This window comes from Candidatus Thiodictyon syntrophicum (genome assembly GCF_002813775.1).
GTDB lineage: Bacteria > Pseudomonadota > Gammaproteobacteria > Chromatiales > Chromatiaceae > Thiodictyon > Thiodictyon syntrophicum.
Genome location: NZ_CP020370.1, coordinates 4231485 through 4254884 on the forward strand (window position 1 = coordinate 4231485; position 23400 = coordinate 4254884).

Annotated in this window: 16 protein-coding genes and 1 tRNA gene; 3 read left to right on the forward strand and 14 right to left on the reverse strand. The window is 67.3% G+C overall.

Annotated features, from left to right (window positions below; translation table 11 throughout):
- Positions 1-8 precede the first annotated feature (8 nt).
- The 7 genes from THSYN_RS17715 to THSYN_RS17750 all read right to left on the reverse strand — a co-directional run bounded on the left by THSYN_RS17715 (position 9) and on the right by THSYN_RS17750 (position 9466).
- Positions 9-3587 carry a helicase-related protein gene (locus THSYN_RS17715; RefSeq protein ID WP_100920298.1) on the reverse strand — a complete coding sequence of 1193 codons (3579 nt, stop codon included), beginning with the start codon at positions 3585-3587 and terminating at the stop codon, positions 9-11.
- A 566-nt stretch (positions 3588-4153) separates the two neighbouring features.
- Positions 4154-4582 (reverse strand): hypothetical protein, encoded by a 429-nt coding sequence (locus THSYN_RS17720; protein ID WP_100920299.1) that lies wholly within the window; start codon positions 4580-4582, stop codon positions 4154-4156.
- A gap of 456 nt (positions 4583-5038) precedes the next feature.
- Positions 5039-5275: a hypothetical protein gene (locus tag THSYN_RS17725; protein WP_100920300.1), complete on the reverse strand. Its 237-nt coding sequence runs from the start codon at positions 5273-5275 to the stop codon at positions 5039-5041.
- Positions 5276-5340: 65 nt separating this feature from the next.
- Positions 5341-5940 carry a PEP-CTERM sorting domain-containing protein gene (locus THSYN_RS17735; RefSeq protein WP_100920301.1) on the reverse strand — a complete coding sequence of 200 codons (600 nt, stop codon included), beginning with the start codon at positions 5938-5940 and terminating at the stop codon, positions 5341-5343.
- A 24-nt stretch (positions 5941-5964) separates the two neighbouring features.
- Positions 5965-6351 carry a hypothetical protein gene (locus THSYN_RS17740; protein ID WP_100920302.1) on the reverse strand — a complete coding sequence of 129 codons (387 nt, stop codon included), beginning with the start codon at positions 6349-6351 and terminating at the stop codon, positions 5965-5967.
- Positions 6352-6382: 31 nt separating this feature from the next.
- Positions 6383-7669: an ISKra4 family transposase gene (locus THSYN_RS17745; RefSeq protein WP_100917720.1), complete on the reverse strand. Its 1287-nt coding sequence runs from the start codon at positions 7667-7669 to the stop codon at positions 6383-6385.
- Positions 7670-7729: 60 nt separating this feature from the next.
- Positions 7730-9466 (reverse strand): metallophosphoesterase family protein, encoded by a 1737-nt coding sequence (locus tag THSYN_RS17750; RefSeq protein ID WP_100920303.1) that lies wholly within the window; start codon positions 9464-9466, stop codon positions 7730-7732.
- Between the two features lie 384 nt (positions 9467-9850).
- Here THSYN_RS17750 and THSYN_RS17755 point away from each other — a divergent pair, with 384 nt between their 5' ends.
- On the forward strand, positions 9851-11005 hold the full coding sequence (locus THSYN_RS17755; protein ID WP_236848599.1) for an MGDG synthase family glycosyltransferase: 1155 nt from the start codon (positions 9851-9853) through the stop codon (positions 11003-11005).
- A 94-nt stretch (positions 11006-11099) separates the two neighbouring features.
- Here the strand turns inward: THSYN_RS17755 and THSYN_RS17760 are convergent, their stop codons facing one another.
- From THSYN_RS17760 to hrpA, 6 genes are all read right to left on the reverse strand, one after another.
- Positions 11100-11897, reverse strand: a complete 798-nt coding sequence (locus THSYN_RS17760; protein WP_100920304.1) for a DedA family protein — start codon at positions 11895-11897, stop codon at positions 11100-11102.
- A complete protein-coding gene (locus THSYN_RS17765; protein WP_100920305.1) occupies positions 11887-12285 on the reverse strand; it encodes a PIN domain-containing protein in 399 nt (132 codons plus the stop codon). The genes THSYN_RS17760 and THSYN_RS17765 overlap by 11 nt, the downstream gene beginning before the upstream one ends.
- Positions 12286-12367: 82 nt before the next feature.
- On the reverse strand, positions 12368-13561 hold the full coding sequence (locus THSYN_RS17770; RefSeq protein ID WP_172965308.1) for a helix-turn-helix domain-containing protein: 1194 nt from the start codon (positions 13559-13561) through the stop codon (positions 12368-12370).
- Between the two features lie 120 nt (positions 13562-13681).
- On the reverse strand, positions 13682-15850 hold the full coding sequence (locus tag THSYN_RS17775; protein WP_157817757.1) for a tetratricopeptide repeat protein: 2169 nt from the start codon (positions 15848-15850) through the stop codon (positions 13682-13684).
- Positions 15851-16129: 279 nt separating this feature from the next.
- On the reverse strand, positions 16130-16828 hold the full coding sequence (locus THSYN_RS34050; RefSeq protein WP_157817759.1) for a hypothetical protein: 699 nt from the start codon (positions 16826-16828) through the stop codon (positions 16130-16132).
- Between the two features lie 151 nt (positions 16829-16979).
- On the reverse strand, positions 16980-21164 hold the full coding sequence (gene hrpA, locus THSYN_RS17790) for an ATP-dependent RNA helicase HrpA (RefSeq protein WP_100920310.1): 4185 nt from the start codon (positions 21162-21164) through the stop codon (positions 16980-16982).
- A 123-nt stretch (positions 21165-21287) separates the two neighbouring features.
- On the opposite strand from hrpA, the gene THSYN_RS17795 reads away from it, so the two are divergent.
- Both THSYN_RS17795 and THSYN_RS17800 read left to right on the forward strand, forming a co-directional pair.
- Entirely contained in the window at positions 21288-22463 is a 1176-nt protein-coding gene (locus THSYN_RS17795) for an OmpA family protein (RefSeq protein ID WP_100920311.1), read from the forward strand.
- Between the two features lie 76 nt (positions 22464-22539).
- Positions 22540-22821 (forward strand): YMGG-like glycine zipper-containing protein, encoded by a 282-nt coding sequence (locus THSYN_RS17800; RefSeq protein ID WP_100920312.1) that lies wholly within the window; start codon positions 22540-22542, stop codon positions 22819-22821.
- A gap of 383 nt (positions 22822-23204) precedes the next feature.
- On the opposite strand, the gene THSYN_RS17805 is transcribed toward THSYN_RS17800, so the two are convergent.
- A tRNA-Glu gene (locus THSYN_RS17805) sits at positions 23205-23280 on the reverse strand.
- Between the last annotated feature and the right edge of the window lie 120 nt (positions 23281-23400).

The following is a 23400-nucleotide window of genomic DNA, read 5'->3' on the forward strand; positions in this document are numbered from 1 at the left end:
CGCTCTTGCTAGAGCGCCTCGGCAACCCGCGCGATATCGCCATAGCCGAGCACCACGGTGCCCTTGGCGTTGGCGATGAGTTTCTGAAACGGGTCCTGAACCCGCAATAGCCGCGGCTGCGGCGTGCCGCAGTCGAAGACGACATACAACCAGTAGCGCCCGCGTAGGTTGCACGCCTTCGCCCATTCGTTTTCAGTCATTTCGATCTCGCCGGTGCCGACGCGCCCCTTCACCTCGATACCGCGTTCATCACCCGGCCGCTTGGAGAACAGATCAAAGCCGGGGTAATCGTTCAGACCGGCCAGGCGCGCCTTCGCCGGGGTCGAGACATCGCGCACGTCGGCGCCCTGGGCGGCCTCGGCGGCGGTAGCGATCTCCATCGCGATGCGCTCGACTTCGAGGTCGCGCGCCTGGATGTCCGCGGGGTCCTGCGACGGCTGCACCAAGGCGGTGGCGAGGATCTCCACCGTACCGGGTTGGATCAGTGCAACCTCGCGCCGGGCCTGGGTGAGGGTCTGCCGGCGGCGCTCCTTGAGCGCCCCTTGCCGGGCGCGGATGCGCTCGACCTCGGGCTCGGCCTTACGGTCACCGGCGCGGGCCTTCCTGGTGTACTCCTTGCGGGCGACCGCCAGTTCCAATTCCTGGTAGTCGTAGGCGAGGCCGAGCAGCGTTTCGGTTTCGCCCAGGCGCGCCTGGGCGGCAAGTTCCTGCACCTGTGCCAGCCGTCGGAGTACCTCCGTCTGCAGGTACTGCGCGGCGGCCAGGCGCCAGGTGTCGCTGTGGACCAAGAAGGCGACGCTGGTCGGGGCGTGCTTGCGGCCCGGCCGCAGCAGCAGCAACTGCTCGACTGGCGCCTCCTCACAGCGGTTGTCGGCGAACTGCTTGATGCCGACCAGACGCTGCTCGATGACCTCGGCGCGGCCCAAGCCCGGCACGCCTGGATCGGCCGCCCGCACCACGGACAGCCGGGCGACGTGGAACAGATAGGGGGCATGGCTTCCCGGGTCGGTGAAGATGGCCCCGCGGCGGCCTGCCACGCTCGCCTGTTCGGCGGCGAGCGCGGTCAGGCGCTCGAAGACCGGCTCGCCGGGGTGCAGGTAGATGGCCTCGTGCTCGTCGGCGGTCGGGTAGACGCTGAAGCGATTGCGCGCGGCGGCCGGGTAGCTGTCGAGCACCGGCAACAGCCGTTCGAGTACGCCGGGGCGGCGCGTCCGCAGCATGAAGTCGGCCTCCAGGTCGCCGACCAGGTCGACGCCGATCAGCGGTGCCGCATGCTCCAGATAGCGGCGCACATAACCGGGCAGCAGCCGGCGCAGTTCCTCGATGGCGAGTGCTTCGCGCAGGCGCGGCAGCTCGGCGGTGATCTCCCCGCCGCGGCCGTAGAGGCTTTCCTCGCGCGCGGCGAGCGCCCGGATCTGCTCGGCGGTGAGCTTGCCGGCAACCGCCATCGCCTCGCGATCGGCGGTCTCGTCCGAGTCCACCGCGCGGCGCACATAGTCGGCCAGCGAGACGTCCTCAAACATCCGCCCGACCACGTCGAAGACCTTGTCCGAGCCGAGCTCGTTGCGGATCTCCTCCAGCTTGTCGAGCAGGGTCTTGACGACCCGGCCCTCGCGGGTCGCGCCGGCCACCAGGTTGAGGATGGCGACGCGATCGCGCTTCTGGCCGTAGCGATGAATGCGGCCCATGCGCTGTTCCAGTCGCGCCGGGTTCCAGGGAATATCGTAGTTGATCAGGATCCAGCAGAACTGGAGGTTGATGCCTTCGGCCGCGGCATCGGTGCCGACGAAGAAGCGCGCGCCTTCACCCCCGTGCTGGTGCGGGGCGCGGAAGCGCTCGACCTCGGCATCGCGGCTCACGAAGCCCATGCCGCCGTGGACGCAGGCGACCTGGCCGGCGAAGCCCAGCCCTTCGAGGCCGCGCTTTAGGAAATCCAGCGTGTCCTTGTGCTCGGTGTAGATGATGACTTTTTCATCCCGGTACTCGGGGTCGGCGAGCAGCTCGCGCAGGCGCTGAAACTTGGAGTCCTGCCCTTGCGCGTGGACCGCCTCGGCCAGCCCGAGAAGCCCGCGCACCTCGTCGCGCTCGGTCTGCAACTCGGCGAGGTTGGTCGCGAGGAATGCCCCGAGCGCTTCGTCCTCATTCGCTTCGTGCGTTTCCTGCCCGTGCACGGTGCCTTCTTCGTCGGCGGTCTGGTCGGCGAGCGCGTCGACCAGCTTGCCCTTGGCGGCCTTCTGTTCAAGCAGCATCTGCTGCGCGCGCCATTCGTCCTCGGGGATGCGGCCGGAGCGGATGGCCTCGATCATGGCCTCGAGCTTCGCCAGCCGCTTGCGCAACGAGCACAACAGTGCCCAGGTGCTGCTCGCCAGCCGACGCTGGAAGATCATGACCGCGAAGCGTGCCGCCTGGCGGTTGAGGACGCGCGCCAGGTTGTAGTAGTTGTTGATGTAGGCAGTGGTGCGGTTGTAGAGCGTCTGCTCGCTGATCTCGCCCTGGCCGAGGTCGTAGCTGTGGGTGTCGCACCAACGCGCCGGGTACAGCGGGTCGCCGTGCAGGTTGACCATCTCCTCTTTGACCCGACGGATGAAGCAGCGCTGCCGGGACGCGGCCGGAAAGTGCTCGAAGGCGGTTGGTGTGCTGAGTAATTCGGGCTCCAGCAGCCGCCACAGCGCGTAGTACGGGTAGGGCTTGCCCATGTGCGGGGTCGCCGTCAGCAACAGCAGGTGTTGCGCGGACCAGGGGAGACGGTAGGCGTCCGGGAGGTCGCGCACGCCGGCCAGCGCCTCGGCCAGGCGGTAGCGTTCGGTAGGGCGAATCGTGCCGTCGGGATCACGGTGGCACGCGAGTTTGTGCGCCTCGTCGAAGACCACCAGGTCGTAGGCGGTCACCGCCGGGTCGCGCAGGGCGGCGAACAGCCGGGGACTGCGCAGGCTGTCGATGCTGACCACGACCAGGTCACTATCATCGCCGACGAAGGGGTTGCCCTGTTTGGCATCGGCGCTGGCCACGATGCGCAGCTCAAGGCGAAAGAGCCGATGCAACTCGCGCTGCCAGTTACCGACCAGGCCGGCCGGCGCCACGATCAGCACGCGCCGCAAGGTGCGACGGGTCAGGCACTCGCGCACGTACAGGCCGGTCATGATGGTCTTGCCGGCACCGGCATCGTCGGCCAGCAGGAAGCGCAGCCGCGGTTGCGGCAGCATCCGGTCGTAAACCGCGATCCGTTGGTGCGGGAGGGGATCGATGCGACTGACCTCAGTCGCGAAGGCCGGGTTGAACAGGTGCCCGTAGGACAACCGCTCGCCCTCGACCAGTACGCGCAACGCGTTGGCGTCCCCAAGGAAGTCCAGGGACTCCTGTCCCGCAGGGGCGGGCGCTGTGGTGCGATCCGGCGTGGCAGCGTCGGTGGCGCCGGCCAACGCTTCCGCCGCTGCTTGACGCAGCTTCTCCAGCCCCAAGGCTGACGGGCGCGTCTGCCCGTTCTCCCAGCGGTTCAGGGTGACGAACGAAACTCCGAGCCGATCAGCGAACTGCTGTTGCGTGAGGTGCAACGACTGGCGCAATTTGAGGATGTCGCCGGGGCTCATAATCGGTGTCGCGTGAGTGCCTGAGCGCTTTATAACAGATGATATAAAGCGATTCAAGAACCACACACCAGGTAAGGCACTCCAGGAACCCTAAACCGCAGACACCACAGGCGCTTGTGGTTCGTGTTGAGCGACGGGGCGTGCGCGTTGTCGCCCTCGCCAAGTGCGTTTGCTTCCGGCACTGGCCGCGGACGGGCGTCGCGCACGACGGCGTCGATCATCGTTCCGGCCACCGCGGTGTGTCGGTCGGCCTTCAGGCCGACCGACTGGGAGCGCCGCACCCCAGTGCGGCCCGGCCTGTCCGCAGCACGCAACGCAGCGGTCGCCAGCGAGATCGCGCCGCACTGGGGTGCGGCGCTCCCAGTGGCCGGGATTATGATCGAGGCCCGCACGACCTTGCCGCCCTCATGCCGACGCAATGATCCGAAACCAGCCGCGCACGGGTGCCGCACAGCGGGACCGGCGGGCCGCACGGGAGCAAGCGCCCGACCTTAGAAGGACGCAACACCTGGGCTGGCGAGAATGTACCCACCCATTCGGGGCTCAACACCTGCCAGCCAAGAATGCTACTCCCTTTTCGCCAATTTCATTACCGACACAATAGAATTATCGCTGGTAACATGATGGTAGTGAAAAACGATCTCGTCCTTTCCGACCAATTGACCGTCAAACATCCCGTTTTCATCGGTGCAGTATAACCATTTATTATCGTAGTCGATGACGCAAACCAGTCTTTCAGACCACTTCTCAGTTGTCTTAGTGCCCTTCAGCAGCCTGCCCTTTTGCGTTGTGAACTCGACGTCAACATTTACCTTACCAAATTCCTCATGCGGCGTGTGGCTCCTGCCAACGGGACTTTCCGTCTTCAGAATTTTTGCGAATTCTTTTTCGCCGGTCCACTTCCCAACGAGGTTGGGAATATCGGATTCGGCAAGACAGTTCGTCGCTGCGAAAGCAATCAGGGCAAAAGAGGTACGGAGCAGCATTTTGTTCATGGTTGCGGCCTGTTGTCGGTTCAGGTGAAGATCTTAATTTTCGGCTTCTTGGGTCCAAGCATATGTCTGTGGTGGACGCGCTACACGGACTCCGCGTCCACGCCACTCGACCAATCCAGTCCGGTATCTTTGTCCGTTGCCACATGCCGCGCTTCCCGGCAATACCGGGGCGCTGGAAAATAGCACTGACAGAAATTAAAGTAGACGCTCGGTGATCGCTCGGTACTTGTTAAGATCAATGTTTTGCATTGTGGCGCGCCAGCCACACCTGATTTCGGAAATTTCCGACAGGCGCGGACGGCAATGTCTGACGCGCCGCCACCGTCGGCCCATTCACCAGCCTGCCAGGATTCCTGCCAGCCGACCAGCAGCGGGCGCGTGCTTGCGGAACGCAGGGCCAGCCAAGAATAGGGGTCCGCGGGCCCCAGACGACGCCCGGCTGATGACTCGGCTGGTCTACTCCAGGTAGGTGGTGGCCGCGTCGCTCGACAAGTCGCGCACGGTGCGCCGCGACACTTCGCGCTCGGCCAAGGCCCCGGCCAGCATCTGCTCGACCGCGGCCGGGAGGCCGCCGGCATCGCGCAGCACCGCGGCGATGAAGGCGTCGCGAATCCGCGGGCTCTCGAATTCCGCCGGTGTGGTGGCGAGCCAGGCGTCGAGCCAGGCGCGCACCCCGGCGCGGACAGAGTGCAACGACGCGTGGCGCGGAACCGGTTATTCGCCGCCGAGCAGCTCGCGACGGTGGGCGAAGGCGCGCTCTAATGCCGGAGAGGGTGGCGGCGGGGACAGGAGTGCCTCGGCGAAGCGCTCCGAGCACGGCGCCGTCGCGGGATGGCAAAGGCACCGAGGCCGAGCAGCAGCAAGGTCGCGGGCTCCGGGACCGCGGCATCCGCCGCAATGACATTGCCGGACGAGACCAGATCCGTATCAGGATCGAAGTCGGCAGCATCGATGCTGCGCGAATAAAGGTCGAAGGTGAGCAGGAGACGCCCCGACACCACGGTGCCGGACGAGGCGAAGGACGGGATCGCATAGCTCCCGATACCCAATTGATTACCCAGGTCGAAGGCCTGGACCACGGTTGTCAGGGGGGCGACCTCGAGGGACTGAAGCCCCAAAAAATCGCTGAAGGTTCCGGATGCCGCGGAATCGGTCTGAAAGGTGGCGCTGCTCACGAGCAGATAGTTCAGCGGGTCGTCGTTGTGTAAACTGAACCCCCAGCCCACGATGGTTCCGGGAGCGCCGACGAGTGCCCCGTTGGCCGGATCGGGCGTCAGTATGGAGGCCTGGGCCGCCGGGGCGCTGAGCATCGTCAGCGCCAGCGCAAGGCCCGCAAAGGGCTTGATGATTTTATTCATGATATGGTCTTCCTGCCGCTGCGGCTAACGAAACTGGTTATACAGGGTCTTGGTCCCGCTCACCCCGCCATCGGCGCTGTAATCGATGGTGGCGGTGAAACGTGCCGTGGCGGCGCAGGTGCTGAAATCGAGCTGGACCGAGTTCAGCGCCGAGTCGCTCGGTCCGATGTCGCCGACCGGACGAACATAGGGCGTGAGGACCTCGACACTGCTGCTGGCAGTGGGCCTGCCGAGCACCGGTGTGCAGGCGGTGCCGCGGGTCTGGGTGAGGGTCAGGTCGTCGATCCTGGCACCCCTGACCGGCTCACGCCCATTGACGAGTTTCAGGGTCCAGACGCGGGCGCCGGCCGGACCGGCTTTGCTTGCGATCAGGGCATAGAGTTGCGGCGAGCCCTTGGCAAAATCGGCCACCGCAAAGGGGTGCGGCCTCCGAATAATGTGCCTAACCGTAGCACTCAGCCCCAAACTGGTCGATCTTCTGCCAGAACTGTGCCCATCGTCCGGTGGTCTGCGTCAGTGCGCGTAGGCTGAGCACAATCTTGGCCCCTTTGTTCTTCCAGCGCATCCCGGAGGCACATAGCCGTTGCTTGACCAAGGTCTTGCAGGCGGCCTCGGTGACGCCCGATCCGATCGGCAGTCCCGCGGCGACGAAGCCCGGGTAGTCCATTTGATGGCGATGGTTGGTGAAGTAGGTCCAAGCGCTGAGAACGTCGTCGCGCAGCGTCTGCGAGAGGGTGTGCCGCTGCGACAGGCGCGCGGCCTCGCCGATGAGCAGGTCAAGGGCGGCGGGGTCGTGCTTGAGCGTCGTGCAGTGCGCGCTCTGCCACTGCGCGCGCGGGCCCTCGGCGTGGCGCTGCGGATGGGTCGCTTGGGCGATTTTGCCCACGTATTCCGTTGCATGGAAAAAATCGATCAACTGGCGGTCGGTGTGTTGCTCGAGGAACCGCCAGTTGCTTGCCGCCCCGTCGGCGATGCCCAGGTACAGTGCCTCGGGGAGGTGCCGCTTGACGCGTTGGATCTCGCGCTCCATGCGTTGCCGGAACTCCTGCTTGCCGTACTCGGGTGCCGCAGCGAGGTAGATGGTGTGCTGGCGCTCGCCCTCGCCGTCGTAAAGCGAGAGGGTTCCGACCATGGCTTCGCGCCAGCCCGCACTGTCGGCCATGGGGATCATGGCGCCGTCGAGGCTGACCACGACGGTCGCGATGGGCGTCTCAAGCGCCGGCATCGCGTACTCCCAGTCCTCCTCTTTGGCCGTGGCGATGGTGCCTACCCACTCCGCAACATTTTGAATATACGAGGTAGCGATCGTCCGACCGTGGTTCTGCTCAAGGTCAGTCTGCACCGCGCGCACGTTGAGCTGCGCATACTTGTGGCTGAGTTGACTGGCGAATCGGGGGGTCGCCCCGCGCACGATCCGCGCCTGGTGCTCGAGCGGACAGTAGATCCGCCCGCCGCGCGAGCTTTGGTAGACATAACGCTCGACCTCGACCGGCCCGTAAGGCGTCTGGTACTCCTTCGGATCGCGCCCGCGCGCGGTCAGCTTGATCGCGCCGACACGGATCGCACTGCCGTCGGTGTCGAAACGCTGCAGCGCCTCCTCGGTGGCGCAGCGCCCCACCGCGTTGGTGGCCTCCTGGATGGCTCCTTCCATGTCCAGCAGGCTACCGCTGAGCCGCACCGTTACCTCGACCGTCACCTCGTCACCCGAGATCCTGACTACCTTCGCCACGACTGCACCTTCTCGTCTAGTCACAGAAGGTTACGAAATACTCCTCAAAGGCACATCATGTCAAGGCCGCACCCCCGCAAAGTCGCCTTGGTGATTGACCACCGCCCAGGCGGTCTGCGTGGCGGTGTCGATGCCGTAGGTCCCGAGCGTATCGCCGTGGACATAGGGCCCCTGAACGAAGCTCCCCGCGCCGCCGTCGTTCGCCGCCACCGCGTTGACCCAATTGCCCTCGGCGTCGCGGGTGGCGAGACCGAACAGACCGCTCGCGAACTGCTGGGCGCTGATGCCCGTTGGTTGGTAGCTCAGCGAGAGCACGTAGGTGTCGGTCCGATCGCTCTTCAGTTTGAACTGATATCCGGAAGGCGCGGCCGTCGCGGTCGCGGGGACCGCGAAGTCAGTGGCTAGACTGTCGTGCAGGCCCCAGAGGGTCAGGATATCGCTGGCCGTGCCGCCGGCCCGCGGCGCCCAGCCGGTATCCACGGTCTTCGCCAGGGCACGGTTGCTGTAGTCCTTGCCCGTGGCGGCGTTGGTGCCCTCCACAATGGCCATCCGAGTCCCGACGTAACCGGTTTCGCCATTGCGGACGGCCGTGGTGGTGTCGTCGGTCAGCGCGAGGCTCGCGCCCTGCTCAACGACGACCTCCTTGCCGTTCAGGCTGTACCCGAAGCTTTCCCGCTTGGTGAAGGTATAGGGGATGACATCGTCCGTCAGGTTGCAGTCACCGTCGCAGCCATTAGGGGAGGCATAGGCGTCGACGTTGACCCGCGGACCATCCACGGTGACGATGTAGTAACCGACGGTGAAGAGTTCCTGGGCGATCTGCCGCTCACGCGAACGCCACGCCTGGGCCGCAAGCCCGGTCGCGATGGGTGGGATGTAGAACTTGTAGCTGTTGGAGGCGGCAATGATGTTCTGCACCTTCGAGAGGCCGTCCGGGCTGGTGACGATGGCCCGGTTGTGCAGGTGGTCGTGGCCCCCAGTGTGATAGCGTACCCCGTTATTCTGGAGATAGGCCATGTAACTGTTGGTCAAGGGCCAAGTGGTCGCGGCAGCGGCATCGGGATTGGTGCTGTTGAACAGGTTATCGTTGTGGTTCGCGGTGATCAGCCCCTTGTGGGCAAACACAAAGGCATGAGACAGACGCGGCTGGGCGGCGAGCCGCGCGCCGACCCAGTCGACGTCCGTTTGGTTCAGATTCGAGTGCGCCGTGCCGCTGGGTTTGGTGAACTGGTCGACCAGGACGAACCGCGCGTTGTTGTAGTCGAAGGAATAGGTGAGCCCTTCGAGGGTCGGTTCGGTGGCGAAATTCGACCCGACGGTGAAGTTCGTCCCGGTATTGACCGGTGCCGCACCGTAATAGGTCGTCGCGATGCGCGCGTTATCCGGCGTCTGATTATTCACGCCGGTCTGGGTCTGGGGAAAGACCCGCTGGAACTCGCCGGCCGCGCTCGCCGAACTCTCGTGGTTGCCGCGCAACGGATAGAAGCCGATGCCGGCGTTGTACAGGGCCTGGGCAAAGGCGGCCCGGACATCCAGGTTGACGTTGTTGGTACCGGGGGTGTCGGTCAGGTCCCCGACCTGCACCACGAACTTCACGCCGTGTCCGATAAACTGCTGATTCAAGTGATTGATCACATTGACCGCGACGTTCGGGTTCTTGACGGGCGCGGGCGAGTTCGGCCACTGGGTGTCGCCCATGATGCCGAAGCTCCAGGGCGCCGCCGGGACTGTCGGTGCCCAGACGATGATGACCAGCGCCGCCGCGCCGGCCGTGTTGAACCACGTCGGTGTCTTCATTTCTTCTGCTCGGTGGGTGACATTCAAGGATTGCGCCCGCTCACCGGACACCTTTGCGGGCCCTGGGGGCTGCCACGGACCCGGCGTTACTCAAGCCGCAGCAGCCTAAGCGCCCAACGTTACACGGTGGTTCCGGAATGGTGACAGGATGGTGACAACCACTGCCCCCAGGTTGGTTGAGAGCCCGGCCGCGCACGACGCCGATGGTAACCAAGGTGTCATCAAGATCATCGATAATGCCGTTAGTCCTGTCCGTTGGCTCCCAGTCATTTGGAACCTCGCTTTGTGACTCCTCTGGTAACTCTTCGCGCCCCTGCTGCACACGAACGCCCGTGGCGCCCGCCGGCGCCGCGTGCGACGACGCCGGCCATAAGAACCGTCGATTTGATCTGGTTCAACGCCGGCGGCGGACACCGTGCTGCGGCGCAGGCGCTGGAGCAGGCGATCCGTGATCAGCGGCGGCCCTGGCAGGTGCGCAAGATCAACCTGATGCAGGTGCTGGACCCGAACAAGCGCTTTCTACGTGTGACCGGGATGGAGCCCGAGGACCTCTACAACATGCGCCTGGCGACCGGCTTCACGCTGGGTCTGGCCCAGGAACTCAAGCTGTTTCAAGGTCTGATCCGCTTGGGCCATGCCCGCCTGGTGCGGCGCCTGGCGCGCCATTGGCAGACGACCAGGCCCGATCTGGTCGTGTCCCTGATCCCCAACTTCAACCGCGCCTTGCACGACAGCCTGGCGCTCGCGTGCCCGGGCGTACCCTTCGTGACGGTGCTCACCGACATGGCCGATCATCCGCCCCACTTCTGGATCGAGCCGGACCTGGCGCAGCACCTGGTGTGCGGTACCGACCATGCAGTCGCGCAGGCGCTGGCCGCCGGCTGCAAGCCGCAGCGCGTGCATCGCAGCAGCGGCATGATCCTACGCCCCGACTTCTATGCCCAGAGGCCCATCGAGCGGACCGCCGAGCGGCGGCGACTGGGGCTCGACGCGGACACGCCGACCGGCCTGGTGTTGTTCGGCGGCACCGGTTCCGGGGCAATGTTGGCGATCGCCAGGCGCCTGCCCGACACCCCCTTGATCCTGCTGTGCGGTCGCAATACCAAGCTCGCCAAGGCGTTGCGGGACCAGCCGGCCCGGGCGCCGCGCGTCGTGGTCGGTTTTACGACCGAGGTGGCACGCTGGATGCGTCTGGCCGATTTCTTCATCGGCAAGCCCGGGCCGGGCAGCCTGAGCGAGGCGGTGCAGCAAGGGCTACCGGTGATCGTGACCCGCAACCCCTGGACCATGCCGCAGGAGCGCTGGAACACGCAGTGGGTGCGCGAGCATGGCCTGGGCGTGGTTCATCGCAGTTTCTGGACCGTGCAGGCGGCGGTCGAGGAAATCACGCGGCACCTGCCCGACTACCAGGCGCGCGTGCGCCGGATCGACAATAGCGCCGTCTTCGAGGTGCCGCGGATTCTCGCCGGCATCCTTGCGCAAGCCCCGACCGCAACCCGCGGCGAGCGTCCGGTCGCGATGCGGGCGGCGAGCGGGTGAGCAAATCGATACCCTGTTCGCCGCCTCCGGCGCGAAGGCACAAGGCCCCATCCGGCGCGGCCGCCTCACCCTCATCAAGCATGGAGCGCGCCCATTACGTGCCCGCCGCCGGCCTCCCGCGGGTCAGCCGCCACCAGACCAGGGCGATCACCCCGACGACCAGGGCGGCCAGGGTCGCCGCGGCCGTCCAGGGGCTGATCCTGCGGATCAAGCCGATCATGGCATACAGGTGCTCGTCCAGGTAGTAGACCCCGAACCCCCAGACACCCACCCACAGGGCCGCCCCCACCAGGGTGAAGAGGGCGAAGCGCGGCCAGGGCATCTCAAGGACCCCGGCGGCGATGCTGAGCAACTGCCGCGGCCCGTCGATGAAGCGGCCGAAGACGACCAGCCAGCCGCCCCAGCGGGCGAAGCCGGCATCGACCCGTGCCAGCCGCTCCGCGTTGAACCCCCAGCGAGCCAGCAGCACCCGCCCGCCCCGGCGGCCAATCACATAGCCCAGGGCATTGCCGAGCACCGAGGCCAGATAGGTGACCAGCAGCAGCCACCCGATCCGCAGCCGCGGGTGCGCGGCTGCATCCAGGGCCGCGACCACCAGCAGCGTCTGTCCGGGCGTCGGCACCCCGGCCCCCTCTGCGCCCACGACCAGCGCGACCGCCGCGTAGCCGTAACGGTCGAGCCACGGCTGGACGCGGGCGATATCGTGTTGCAGGTCCCGCTCGAGGCGGCGGTGGAACGTCGCGTCCGCTGCCGTGCCCGCGGGGGGCGCGGCGGCAGGGGCTGGCGCCGTGTCGGCCGCCTGGTCCGCCAGGGCCGCCGGGCTCAGCCAGGACCCCAGCAGCAGGGGTAACAGCAAGGCCAGGCGGATCGGGAGTCGCTGATTACGCGTCATTGGGGTCACCTTGGGGCGGGGCCGCCGGGCTGAGCGCGGCTGGGGTCGGGGTCCGATCGTGAAACAGGATCTTACCCCGGCGGCTGGTTAAGATGCCGAAGTCATCGGGCAGGTAGCCCATCCACCATGAGAATAAGGGGTCCCGCAACCCCGGCAGGTACCGCGCGCGGTGCTTGATGCGCAGGAGGGCGGCGCGGATCTCCGGTTCCTCGACCGCGGCCGTATCCACCCAGCGCTTCACCAGTCCCGACGTACCGCAGGTGATGACTCCGACGGATGATGCGACCGTGATCGCCTTGCGGTCATCGGTGGCAAGCGTCCAGCCGCGCGACTGGGCGATGGCCAGGGCCATGGCCTCGCCGTCATCGAGTTGTCGGGCATGGGCCACGAATGCGCCGATCTCCTGCGCACCAACCGGCGCAACGACGTCAAACAGCCGGCTCGCGATGTGCGGCTTGAGGTCAATGGCTTCATAGGGAGAGTTGCTCCGGAATCTGCACGGCGCACGCCTGTCCCTGGGCGTCCAGGTCCCGCGAGGTCAGGGTCGCCTCCACGATCTCCCGTGCCGTTACCCGATCGGTGCGAAGAAATCGAGCCAGGACGCCCTCGCTGATCAACTCCCGAACGCAGGCCTGGACCGCCAGATGGCGATAACGCTCGGGGTAGGCGTCCTCATGGCTCGGTGGGGGCGCCAGACCCAATAGTCGGCGCGCGGCACCCGCCTTGAACCCGCGCTCGGCCAGGGCCTCCCAGGTACCGTCCGGAAGCAGTCCGAGTTGCTCCAGACGCAAGGCCGCCGCCTGGGCGGAGACATGGAACTGGTGCGCCAGTCGGCTGAGGTCAGCGGTCTGAAAATCACCGGTCTGTTCGGTGACCGCGAGGAAGCCCCGTCGAATTGCGGTCTCCGGCATCAGGAAGCCGGCGGCAAAGGCATCCGCAAACCGCTCCGACAGCGGCTTGCGTCGTGCATCGTCGATGTAATCCACGCCCGGCTGGTGCCGGTCGGCGAGGAAGTGGGCATACTCGTGGGCCAGGGTCCAACGGCGCCGCTCCGGCGGATGTTTGCGGTTGATCACCATGCAATAGCCCAAGCGCGGCACGAAGGCATAGAGCCCGGCGATGGCCGAGGCAAGGTCGCCAAAGAAGCAATGGACCCCGGCCTGCTCAACCAGCACCCGCAGGTCGAAGATGGGTTGATCCCCCAGATGCAGCCGGGCGCGCTCGCGGATGGCCACATCCTCCGCGAAGGTGCGCAGCGCCATGCGGCGCGGCAGCCGCACCTCCGGCGGAAAGTCACGGAAGGGCTCCGCCTGCACCAGTTCTTCGAGCGCCTGGTAATCGTTTGCGAAGGCTTGCAGGGTCGCAATGGCCGCCTCGACCCCGGGCGCGCTTCCGGCCGCAAGGGCCGCGCGCAGATGGGGTTCCAGCGGGGGTGCATCATTGCCGGCCCGCATCAGGTCATGGACCGGGCGCCGGTAAAGCCCCGCCAGGGCGACGATCTCCTCGGGCTTGGCCTTGCGGGTACCTTTCTCGACCCCGATCAGGGTCGGGCGACTGACACCGAGTTGTTCGGCGGCCTGCTGCTGGGTCAATCCCGACGCCTTGCGCGCCTCGGTCAGGCGTTGGCCCAGCGCTACGGGGTCGAGGTCAACAGCCTGAGGCATAAGGTGCAAAGTCTCGTTTTCGGCCACGTTGAGGAGATCCCCTCCAGATTCCGCCTGTGTCAGGAGCATTCCACGCTAGAATTTTCGCAAGAAATTTTACTGTGCCGTTCGAATCAGCGGTCAGGCTGCCTCACCGAGCATCCGATCTCCCAGGTCGGCTTCCCCGCGGATGGCCTCGGTGAGGAGCCCTTGCAGGTAAGGGTCGCCGGGGTCGATGCGGCCGTCCTGATCCCGGTGGGCCTTGAGCCGGGCACGCAGGTAGTCATCGCCCTGGCCGCCATTGATCCAGTGTTCAATCCGTCCTGCCGCAGCCTCGTCGGCGCCGGTGCGCAGTAGTCGGGTGAGATCAATGAGTCCCATCCGCTCTGGGAAGGTCTCACCCAGCAGTTCCCAATGGGCGGCAGGCGTCGCCTGATCCGCCGCGGCCAAGTGGGGGGACAGCGTACCCAGGGCCTCGCGGTAGCGTTCGGCCAAGAGGGGCCGACGGTGCGGGACATGCAGGGCCCAGACGACCTGGGGATAGAGGTCGTCGGGATCATCGGCGAGCAGGTTCGACAGGTTAAGCTCAGCAGACGCGGGGTCATTGACGCAAAACAGGAGATCGGCGTGGCTCGCGTCCGCGGCGCGGCGTAGCGGTGCAGCCGTTGCCTGCTCGTGGGCGAGCGCGCGGCTTGCGGGCTCGGCATCGGCCGCGATTGGGGGCTCGGCGGGCTCGCCATGCAGGTCACGGTCGGCGAGGCGGTCCCGGGCCTCCGCCATGCCCTCGGTACCGGTCGCGATCAGGCGGTCCAGGGTGGCACTTCTCCAATCCGCGCCGAACCTGTGCTCGTAACGATTGCGCAGTCTGCCCGCCTCGTCAGGTTGACCACAGGCAATCAGCAGCAGGGAGAGGGTGTAGGGGGCGACTTGGTTATCCGGAAGATCCTCCAATGTCCTGCGCAGCAGTTTCTCTGCCTCCGCCTCACGGCGGGTGCGCGCCAGCAGGCGGGCCAATTCAGCGCGTGCATGCCCGCTACTGGGGTCTCGTTTGTGCGCCTCGCGCAACAGGGACTCTGCCTCAGCGTCGCGGTGCTGGTCTATCAGGAGCACGGCAAGCTGGGTGCGGACCACGGCGTTGTCTGGCAGACGGCGTGCCGCCTCCCAATAGACGGCTTGGGCTAAGTCGGGACGGCCGAAGCGGTTCAAGGCGCGGGCACGCAGGTCCCAGGCATGTCCATTGCCGGGGGACCAGCGTAGGGCGTCTCTCGCCCAGCCGAGGACGTGGCCGGGCGCCCAACTCAGGACATCCTTGCCCAGGTTACAGGCCGACCGGACGAAAAACTCATCGGCATCACCGGTGTTCTCGGCATACCGCTCCAGGGTGTCGAGCAGGTTCTCCGCCTCCATGAGCACCATTGACCGTTCCTCCGGCTGCTGGGCGCGGAAAATCAGTCCATCGACGACTTTCTGCACGCTTGATGGAAGGGCGACTTGGTTGCGCCCATTCCATTCAGTTCTCAGAACTGGCTCTGTCTGAGTCAACCAACCGACGAAGGGCCGGTCCCGGAACTGCCGATCCTTCAGAACCCCGTGCCACAATCGGTGCCAGGTGTTGCCGGTCCGCGGAAAGCGGGCCTTGAGCGCCCGCCAGCGCCGCAGAAAATCGCGCTGGTCCCTGGGGTTCGGCTCCAACTCCGCACCGAACCGGGCGAGACCGGCAATCAACTGCGGGCTCACACCCTGCCCGGCCGTGTTCGGAAGGCGACTCAGGCCATTGAGGGCCGGATCAATCATGGCCCGCCGCGACGGCTGCGCCGCCTCCTTGCAGAGCCGCAGCCAGTAAAACTGCAAGCGCTGGTCGACTTGCGTGAGCGCCCCCGCCTGGGCCAGGGCGCGGGGCAGGTCCCAAGCCTCGGAAAGCCGCAACGGGGCCGCCCACTGGTCCAGTTCAAGGTAATGGTCCTGAACCCAGGCCCCGCTCTGGGGCAGACGCAGGAACCAGACCGCGGACAGTGCGTCCATGGTCTCGGTAACGAAGCGCGACAGCCCGTAGGCGGCACGCTCATCCGGGGTCATACAGGTGCGGCGGGCGGCGAGCCAGTCGCGCAGGGTCACGTCGAGCCGTTGTCGGTCGGGATCGTCCGCGGGCAGGGTGCCGAAGAGCCGGTCCAAGATGTCCGGCGGGGTGGCACGCTCATAAGGCGGCATCCGGACCAAACCGCGCAGCAGGTCATCCAGGGCCGCCTGGGGCGCGCCGCGGAAGCGCTCCAGCCAGTCGTAAGTAATTGGTCTCGCTGTGGATGTGCTCATGGGTTCGACCATCCTGGGGGCAATACGCCGAAGTCGTTGCGGTCACTCTCGTACTGTAGACAAAAGATGTGGTCCGCGCGCAGCCGCTCGAGCCCCGGAGCGGCCAGCGTCTCGACGGGTTTCGTGATGGCGCCGACCCGGAAAATGTGCTCCACACGATAGCTCAGCCGCAGATGCAGGACCTCGGCGATTTTGTACTCGCAGTCCTGGTCGCCCGCAAGCTGAAGCGTGCGGCCATAGGGCAATTGCCGCGGCGCAGGGACAAAATAAGACGTGAATTCATGATCCAAGACGGTCGGCACGCAGATGGGATGCACCGCATCCGTCGCCTTGCGCGCCGCCGCCAACACGTCTCGCACCGGATAGCGCATCAGGGCCACCAGGATGGTCTCCCCGGGCGCAGGGTTCAAGTGCGCCTAGTCCGAACCGATCACGGACCAGATCCGGCCAATCCGTGGCCGCCAGGGTATCCTCCAACCCTTGGTAGAAGCCGGCGAAACGTGGCCGGATCGAATGGGGGTTGCTGTTCAAATAATCGCAGACATCCTCCAGGACCGCCTCCGCGTCGAGGACATCGTACTTGGGGTCCGGGCGCCCACCCTGCACGACGGCCAGGAGTTCGTGGAGCCGCGCGATGGCCAGACCGATCTCACGCACGGCATACCGCAGGTCTTCGACCCGCACCAGCCACTGATCGTCACCGAGTGCCGCAGAGTGCGCTGCTTCCACGTTCAGGGCCGTGAAGGTCTCGGGCACGGCGCGGCGGATCGCACGGGGGAGATACTGGTCTCGATGCCAGCGGTCCCAGGCAGCGAAATCGGCGGAGTTGCCCTGCTGGGCCGACTCATAGGCCGCCTGCCGTAGTCCGGAGACGTGTTCTTCAAATGGGTAGTTTTCGCCGTAGGCTCCGAGGTTTGGATCGCTGCTGCGGCAGGTAGAGCGGAGCAGTTCTTCCAGGTCCTTGAACGCGGGTGTCACAACTTCCTCTGCAGGGGTGGGGCCAAGGCTGACTCAATGTTCAGGGTAGCCGTGACATGAGGCGTCCGCAAGCGGTCAGACGATTGACGGCACAGGGCTCAGCGAAGGCGCCTGGCTCGAAGCTGCCAGCCGGGCTTCCGGCCCCGGATCCCTACAACCCCAACTCCCGCCACCTGGCCTCGACCCGCTTGACCGAGACCGGATAGGCGGTCCCCAGCGACTGGGCGAAGAATGAAACTCGCAGTTCCTCCAGCATCCAGCGGATCTCATCGAGCCGCGGGTCTTCGCGGCCGGCGCGCTCAGCGGCCGTGGTGCGTTCGCGCCAGCGGGTCTCGATGGGGGCGAGTTCGGCCAGGCGCTGCTGGTCGCGGGCGGCGGCGTGCAGGAGGCGCTCGCAGCGCTGGTCGGCGGCCTTCAGATAGCGCGGGTAGTCCTTCAGGTGGGCATAGGGGATGGCCTGCAGGAAGCCGCGGAAGACCAGGCGGTCGAGTTGAGCGCGCAGGTCGTCGGTCGAGGGCTTCCAGTTGATCTGGGTGATGGCGGCGAGGCGTTGGCGCAGGGCCTGGTAGGCGTCCAGGATGGCGGCGGCCAGGGTGCAGACCTCTTGGGCGGTCTTGGCCAGGCCGGGCTTGCGGCTGCCCAGGCGCGCCTCGAAGGCGGCCTGGGTGCGGATGGGGTCCAGGCCTTCGAGGAAGGTCAGGTCCAGGATCAGGGCGAGGAGTTCGTCGGCCAGGTCGGGGGGCAAGGGCTGCTTGGCGGCGGGGGCCTTGGTCGACGCGGGCCTCACGGGGGCGGCGGGGCCGGGCCGCACTGGGGTGCGGCGCTCCCAGGTGGGGGCCTTGGCGTACTGCAGGGACAATCGCGGGAGGCCGGGGAGGCCTTTCTTGAGGGGACGCAGGTCCGCGGCCAGGTGGAGCATGAAGAGTCGGCGCAGGCCCGCGCGCATGGCCTGCCCGGCGCCCTCGGCGGAGTCGAGCACGCGGATGGCGACGGCGTCACCGGCGTCCACCAGGGCGGGGAAGCCGCGCAGGCGGATGCCGGCGCGGGTGAGATCCACCTGTTCGGGCAGGTCGCCGAAGGTCCAGCGGGTCAGGCCCTCGCGCTCCAGGCCGCTTGCCGGGATCTGGGCGAAGCTCTGCTGGCCCTGGCCGCCGTGCTCGCGCTTGAGTTCGGCCGGGTCGGCGCCGGTGGCGATCTCCCGGCCCGTGTCGTCGACCAGCCGGACCTTGATGCGCAGGTGTTCGGGGATGGCGGCCGGGTCCCAGGCGCCTTCCGGGACCGCCACGCCGGTCAGTTCGCGGATCGCCTCGCCCAGGGCCTGGACCAGGGGCCGGTCGCTGGGCTTGAGATAGGCGGCGAGGCGCGCGGCGGTGTCCGGGATCGGTACCAGGGTCTTGCGCAGCGCCTTGGGCAGGCCGCGCAGGAGTTCGGTGATGCGCTCGGTCAGGAGCCCCGGGACCAGCCATTCCAGGCGCTCGCCGGAGACCTGGTTGATGAGCGGGAGCGGGACCACCAGGGTGAGACCGTCGGCGGTGGTGCCGGGGTCGAAATGGTATTCGAGCGGCAGGCGGGTGGCGCCGACCTGCAGGCCGTCCGGGAAGGCCTCGGCGGTGACGGCCGCGGCCTCGTGGCGCATGAGGTCGGCCATGCGCAAGTGCAGCACCTTGGGGTCCCGGCGGGTCGCCTCGCGCAGCCATTTCTCGAACTGGGCGGTGGAGTAGATGCCGGGGGGGACGCGCTGGTCGTAGAAGGCGACGATGGCCTCCTCATCGACCAGGATGTCACGGCGGCGCGACTTGGCCTCCAGGTGCTCGACGTATTCGATCAGTTCCCGGTTGTGACGCCAGAAGGGGGCGCGGGTCTCGAAGTCGCCCCCGGCGAGCGCGAAACGGATGAAGATCTCGCGCGCCTCGGCCGGGTTGATGGGGCCGTAGTTGACCCGGCGGTGCGGCACCAGGGTGACGCCGAACAGCGTCACCTTCTCGTGGGCGGCGACCTGGCCCGAGTCCGCCTGCCAGTGGGGCTCGGCGTAGGTGCGCTGCAACAGGTGGGCGCCGGCCGCCTCGATCCAGGCGGGCTGGACGCGGGCGACGATGCGCCCGTAGTGGCGGGTGGTCTCGATCCGCTCGGCGGCGACGATCCACTTGGGGCCCTCTTTGTGCAGGCCGCTGCTGGGGTGGATGAGGAAGCGGCTGTTGCGGGCGCCCTGGTATTCGCGGTTGTCGTCCTTGAAGCCGATGTTGGCGAGCAGGCCGGTCAGGAGCGCGCGGTGGATCTCCTCGGGGGTGCCGGGGGCTTCGATCGCGGTTACCGCGAGGTCGCTGGTCCGCATAGCGGACCCTACGGGGTCGCCGCGGGGGGCGGTCCGCGTAGCGGACCCTACGGGGGCGGCGCCATCGCGTAGGGTCCGCTGTGCGGACCGCTCACCGCGCCACTCGGGCGATGGCTTCCCCGTCCCGCGGGACTGCTTCAGCGCCTGGATCTCGTGCAGTTGCTCGTGCAACTGGGCGTGGATGTCGTGCCACTCCAGGACGCGGTTCCAGTTCAGGAAATGCTGTTGGCAGAGCTTGCGGAACTGGTTCTTGGACAGGGCCTTGCGCTCCTTCTCGACGAAGCGCCAGAGGTTGAGGAGGGTGAGAAAGTCCGAGTCCGGGTGGCTGAAGGTGGCGTGGATCTGGTCCGCCGCCTGCTGCCGGTCGAGCGGGCGCTCGCGCGGGTCCTGGATGCTGAGCGCGCTGGCGATGACCAGGATCTCGGCCAGGCAGTGGTGGTCGGCGGCGGCGAGCAGCAGGCGCCCGATGCGCGGGTCCACCGGCAGGCGCGCGAGTTCCAGCCCGAGCGGAGTCAGTTCGCCGTGCGGGTCGATGGCGCAGAGTTCCTCCAGGGTGCGGTAGCCGTCGGCGATGAGGCGCCCGTCCGGCGGGTCCAGGAAGGGAAAGGACTCGATACCGCCGAAACCCAGGAGCTTCATCTGCAGGATGACGGCGGCCAGATTGGTGCGCTGGATCTCGGGTTCGGTGTAGGCGGCACGGGCCGCGAAGTTGTCCGGCGTGTAGAGGCGGATACAGACACCGGCGGCGACCCGCCCGCAGCGCCCCTGGCGCTGGTTGGCCGAGGCCTGGGAGATGCGCTCCACCGGCAGGCGCTGGACCCGGGCGCGATGGCTGTAGCGGCTGATGCGGGCGAACCCCGGGTCCACCACATAGTGGATGCCGGGGACCGTGAGCGAGGTCTCGGCCACGTTGGTGGCCAACACCACCCGCCGGGTGCCGTGGGGCTTGAAGACCCGCGCCTGCTCCTCGTAGCCCTGGCGGGCGAAGAGCGGCAGGACCTCGGTCGATGGCGGGTGCTGCTTGCGCAGGGTCTCGGCGGTCTCGCGGATCTCGCGTTCGCCGGACAGGAAGACCAGCACGTCCCCCCTGCCCTCCCGGGCCAGCTCGGCCACGGCGTCCGAGATCGCCTGCTGCATGGCGTCGTCGCGCTCGCCGGCGCTCTCGTCGTCCGCGGGCGGGCGGTAGCGGACCTCCACCGGATAGGTGCGGCCGGAGACCTCGATGATGGGCGCCGGGGTGCCGTCGGGCCCGGCAAAGTGCCGCGCGAAGCGCCCGGGATCGATGGTGGCGGACGTGACGATCAGCTTCAATTCCGGGCGGCGCGGCAGCAGGCCCTTGAGATAGCCCAGCAGAAAGTCGATGTTGAGGCTGCGCTCGTGAGCCTCGTCGATGATCAGGGTGTCGTATTCGCGCAGGTCCCGATCGTGCTGGACCTCGGCCAGCAACATGCCGTCGGTCATGAGCTTGATGCAGGTCTGGGGGCTTACCCGGTCGTGGAAGCGCACCTTGTAACCGACCAGAGCGCCCAGCTCCGCGCCCAACTCCTGGGCGACGCGGCTCGCCAGGCTGCGGGCGGCGATACGCCGCGGCTGGGTGTGGCCGATGCGCCCGAAGACACCGCGCCCCAGTTCCAGACAGAGCTTGGGCAACTGGGTCGACTTGCCGGAACCGGTCTCACCGCAGAGCACCAGCACCTGATGGGCCTGGATCAGTTCGGCGATCTCGGCGCGTCGCTCGCTCACCGGCAGTTCCGGAGGATAGGCGATGACCGGTACCAGGGCGCCGCGACGCTGCGCGAGCGCCTGGGAGGCGTGCACCGCCTGCCAGAGTTTGATGGGGCCCGCCCCGAGCGGCTGCCCCGCGCGGGCCCGGCGCCGTAAACCCTGCCGACGCGCCCGCAGGGTCGGGCGGTCGGCGATCAGACAGCGATCGAGGTCTTGGTCGGTGGGCAGCGGATCGGCATTTGAACTGGGGGGAACGGGCAAGGCTGGCTCTGGCGACATTCGGCGGCCATGGTCGGCGAATGGATGTCAGCATTCGCGCTGGAAAGCGGGTATGTTACCGCGCCAACGGCAACCGCGAGAACGGCCCGCCCGGCAACCAAGAAGCAAAGAGGATACGGATTCGTGAATGTGCACCCGCTGCCGCACGCCCGGTGGCCCCTGGCTACCCCACCCAAGCACCCGCGCGGCCTGATGACGCGCGCCGTCGGCTGCGCCGCCCTGCTCCTGGCGGTGCTCGCGGCGGGGCCGTCCCCGGCCGTTGCCGCCGAGCCGGCCGCCGGCCAGTCGGCGGCGGGGACGGCCCCCGCCAAGTCCAAGCCGAAGGCCGCGGCCGCCAAGCCCAAGCCCAAGGCGGACGCGGCCAAGACCAAGACCAAGACCGAGACCGCCAAGTCGAAGGCAAGATCCAAGACCAAGTCCGAGAACGGTAAGTCCAAAGCGCCGGCGGAGCCCGCCAAGACCACGACGACCGAAGCCGCCAAACGCCGGGCGCGGCGCCCGAGCGTCGGCCACGCCGCCAACCCCACGCCGGTGGCACCCGTGCTGCCCGCACCGGCCGCGGGCCAGCCCGCTGCGGCCGCCCCCCCGACCGTCTTCGAGCACGGGCCGGGCGTGCTGGGCATCAGCCTGCGCACCCTGCGGCAACAACAGATTAAAGAATATGTGACCGAGCCGGTCGCCCTGGTCGCCCTGGCCCTGGACGACCTGCGCCTGGCGCCCATCAACAAGGGCACCCATGTCGAGATCAACCTGGGCCAGCGTATCCCCTTCGAGGGCAAGTCTGACAAGGTCCCGCCCAAGTCGCGGCGCCTGCTCGACGTCATCGCCCGCATACTCAACGACAACCCCCAGACCCACCTCCAGGTCCTGGTCCACACGGACAACAGCGGCGACGCAGTCTCCAACCTGCAGCAGTCACAGCGGGCCGCGGAGGCCGTCAGGGCCTACCTGATGACCAAAGGCGTCGTCGGCGAGCGGATCACCGCCATCGGCCGCGGTGGTGAGGCACCCCTGCCCGCCGCCGCGGGCAAGCGTAAGCAGGCACGGCCGGAGCGCAATCGGCGGGTCGAGCTGATCGTCGAGCCCTTGCGACCCGCACCAACGACCCCGATCGACACCTTCCCGCCACCCGGACCGGCGAACCCGACCGACCAGCCACCGCCGCCCGGATCGACGAGCCCGACCGACCAGCCGCCGCCAGGACCGACAAACCCGACCGATCAGCCCCCGCCGCTCGCACCGGCCACGTCGACCGCAGGACCGGTCGGCGAGTTCAGGCCCACGGAGGGCCCACGCTGACGACCGCAGCGGCCGCGACTGAGGAAAGGCCCCGGGCGCCGCGATACCCTGTAACCCAACCCTCTGAGACACTGCAATGAAACGCCTCACCATCACCACGTCGGTACTCGTCATCACCCTGGCCGCCGTGTCGGCTTGCAGCACCACCGGGCAGCGCGTCGGCACCGGCGCCGCCATCGGCGCCGCCTCTGGGGCCGCGATCGGCTCCCTGAGCGGCAACGCGGGCAAGGGTGCCGCGATCGGCGCCGGTGTCGGCGCCGTCGGCGGCGCGATCTACGACCAGAACCAGCGCAACAACAATCGCAACCGGTACTACAACAACCGCAATTACAACAACCGCAATTACAACAACTATTGAGCACCGACCAGATCGCCGGTCGTCAGGCGTGCCGGCGCCTCCGACCCGGCCGCCACCCAGGCGTCCCACACGGGAGGTCGAGGCTCTAGCGTAAACGTCGCGCAGCGACGCGGTGGGAGCGGCTTCAGCCGCGACGGGCCACGCGGGGGAACGCGGCTTGTGATCGCGCTTCCTCGGCTGCCCGCACGCCGCGCAGGCAGCGTTTGCGACGCACCGGCGGTCGGATCTTGAAAGAAATTGCGCATCTTGCGTCATGCGCCCCACAGCCCTGCTCCATGGTACGCAGGCACAAAAAAACCGCCCGAGCCGGTCCCGATAGTCGGAAAAGCTTCGGACGGTTGGCGCGGTCGCTGGGAAATCCCGAGCTAACCGACTGATCTAATTGGCGCTCCCTAGGGGTTTTGAACCCCTGTTACCGACGTGAGAGGCCGGTGTCCTAGGCCACTAGACGAAGGGAGCGGTACGGGCGTCAAGGAAGGGCGTATTATACGGAGACTTCGCCGCACGACAAGCGGCGGTTACACTATTGCGATCCCCGGCCGCCTCAAGGGGCGGCCCAAGCCCTCAAGGAACCTCCCG

Excerpts from the sequence above, each read along its gene's own strand:
- hrpA (WP_100920310.1), bottom strand. The coding sequence starts at position 21,164 with ATGTCGCCAGAGCCAGCCTTGCCCGTTCCCCCCAGTTCAAATGCCGAT.
- THSYN_RS17750 (WP_100920303.1), bottom strand. The coding sequence starts at position 9,466 with ATGAAGACACCGACGTGGTTCAACACGGCCGGCGCGGCGGCGCTGGTC.
- THSYN_RS17775 (WP_157817757.1), bottom strand. The coding sequence starts at position 15,850 with ATGAGCACATCCACAGCGAGACCAATTACTTACGACTGGCTGGAGCGC.
- THSYN_RS17720 (WP_100920299.1), bottom strand. The coding sequence starts at position 4,582 with ATGAACAAAATGCTGCTCCGTACCTCTTTTGCCCTGATTGCTTTCGCA.
- THSYN_RS17760 (WP_100920304.1), bottom strand. The coding sequence starts at position 11,897 with ATGACGCGTAATCAGCGACTCCCGATCCGCCTGGCCTTGCTGTTACCC.
- THSYN_RS17715 (WP_100920298.1), bottom strand. The coding sequence starts at position 3,587 with ATGAGCCCCGGCGACATCCTCAAATTGCGCCAGTCGTTGCACCTCACG.
- THSYN_RS17735 (WP_100920301.1), bottom strand. The coding sequence starts at position 5,940 with ATGAATAAAATCATCAAGCCCTTTGCGGGCCTTGCGCTGGCGCTGACG.
- THSYN_RS17770 (WP_172965308.1), bottom strand. The coding sequence starts at position 13,561 with ATGCCTCAGGCTGTTGACCTCGACCCCGTAGCGCTGGGCCAACGCCTG.
- THSYN_RS17800 (WP_100920312.1), top strand. The coding sequence starts at position 22,540 with ATGAAACGCCTCACCATCACCACGTCGGTACTCGTCATCACCCTGGCC.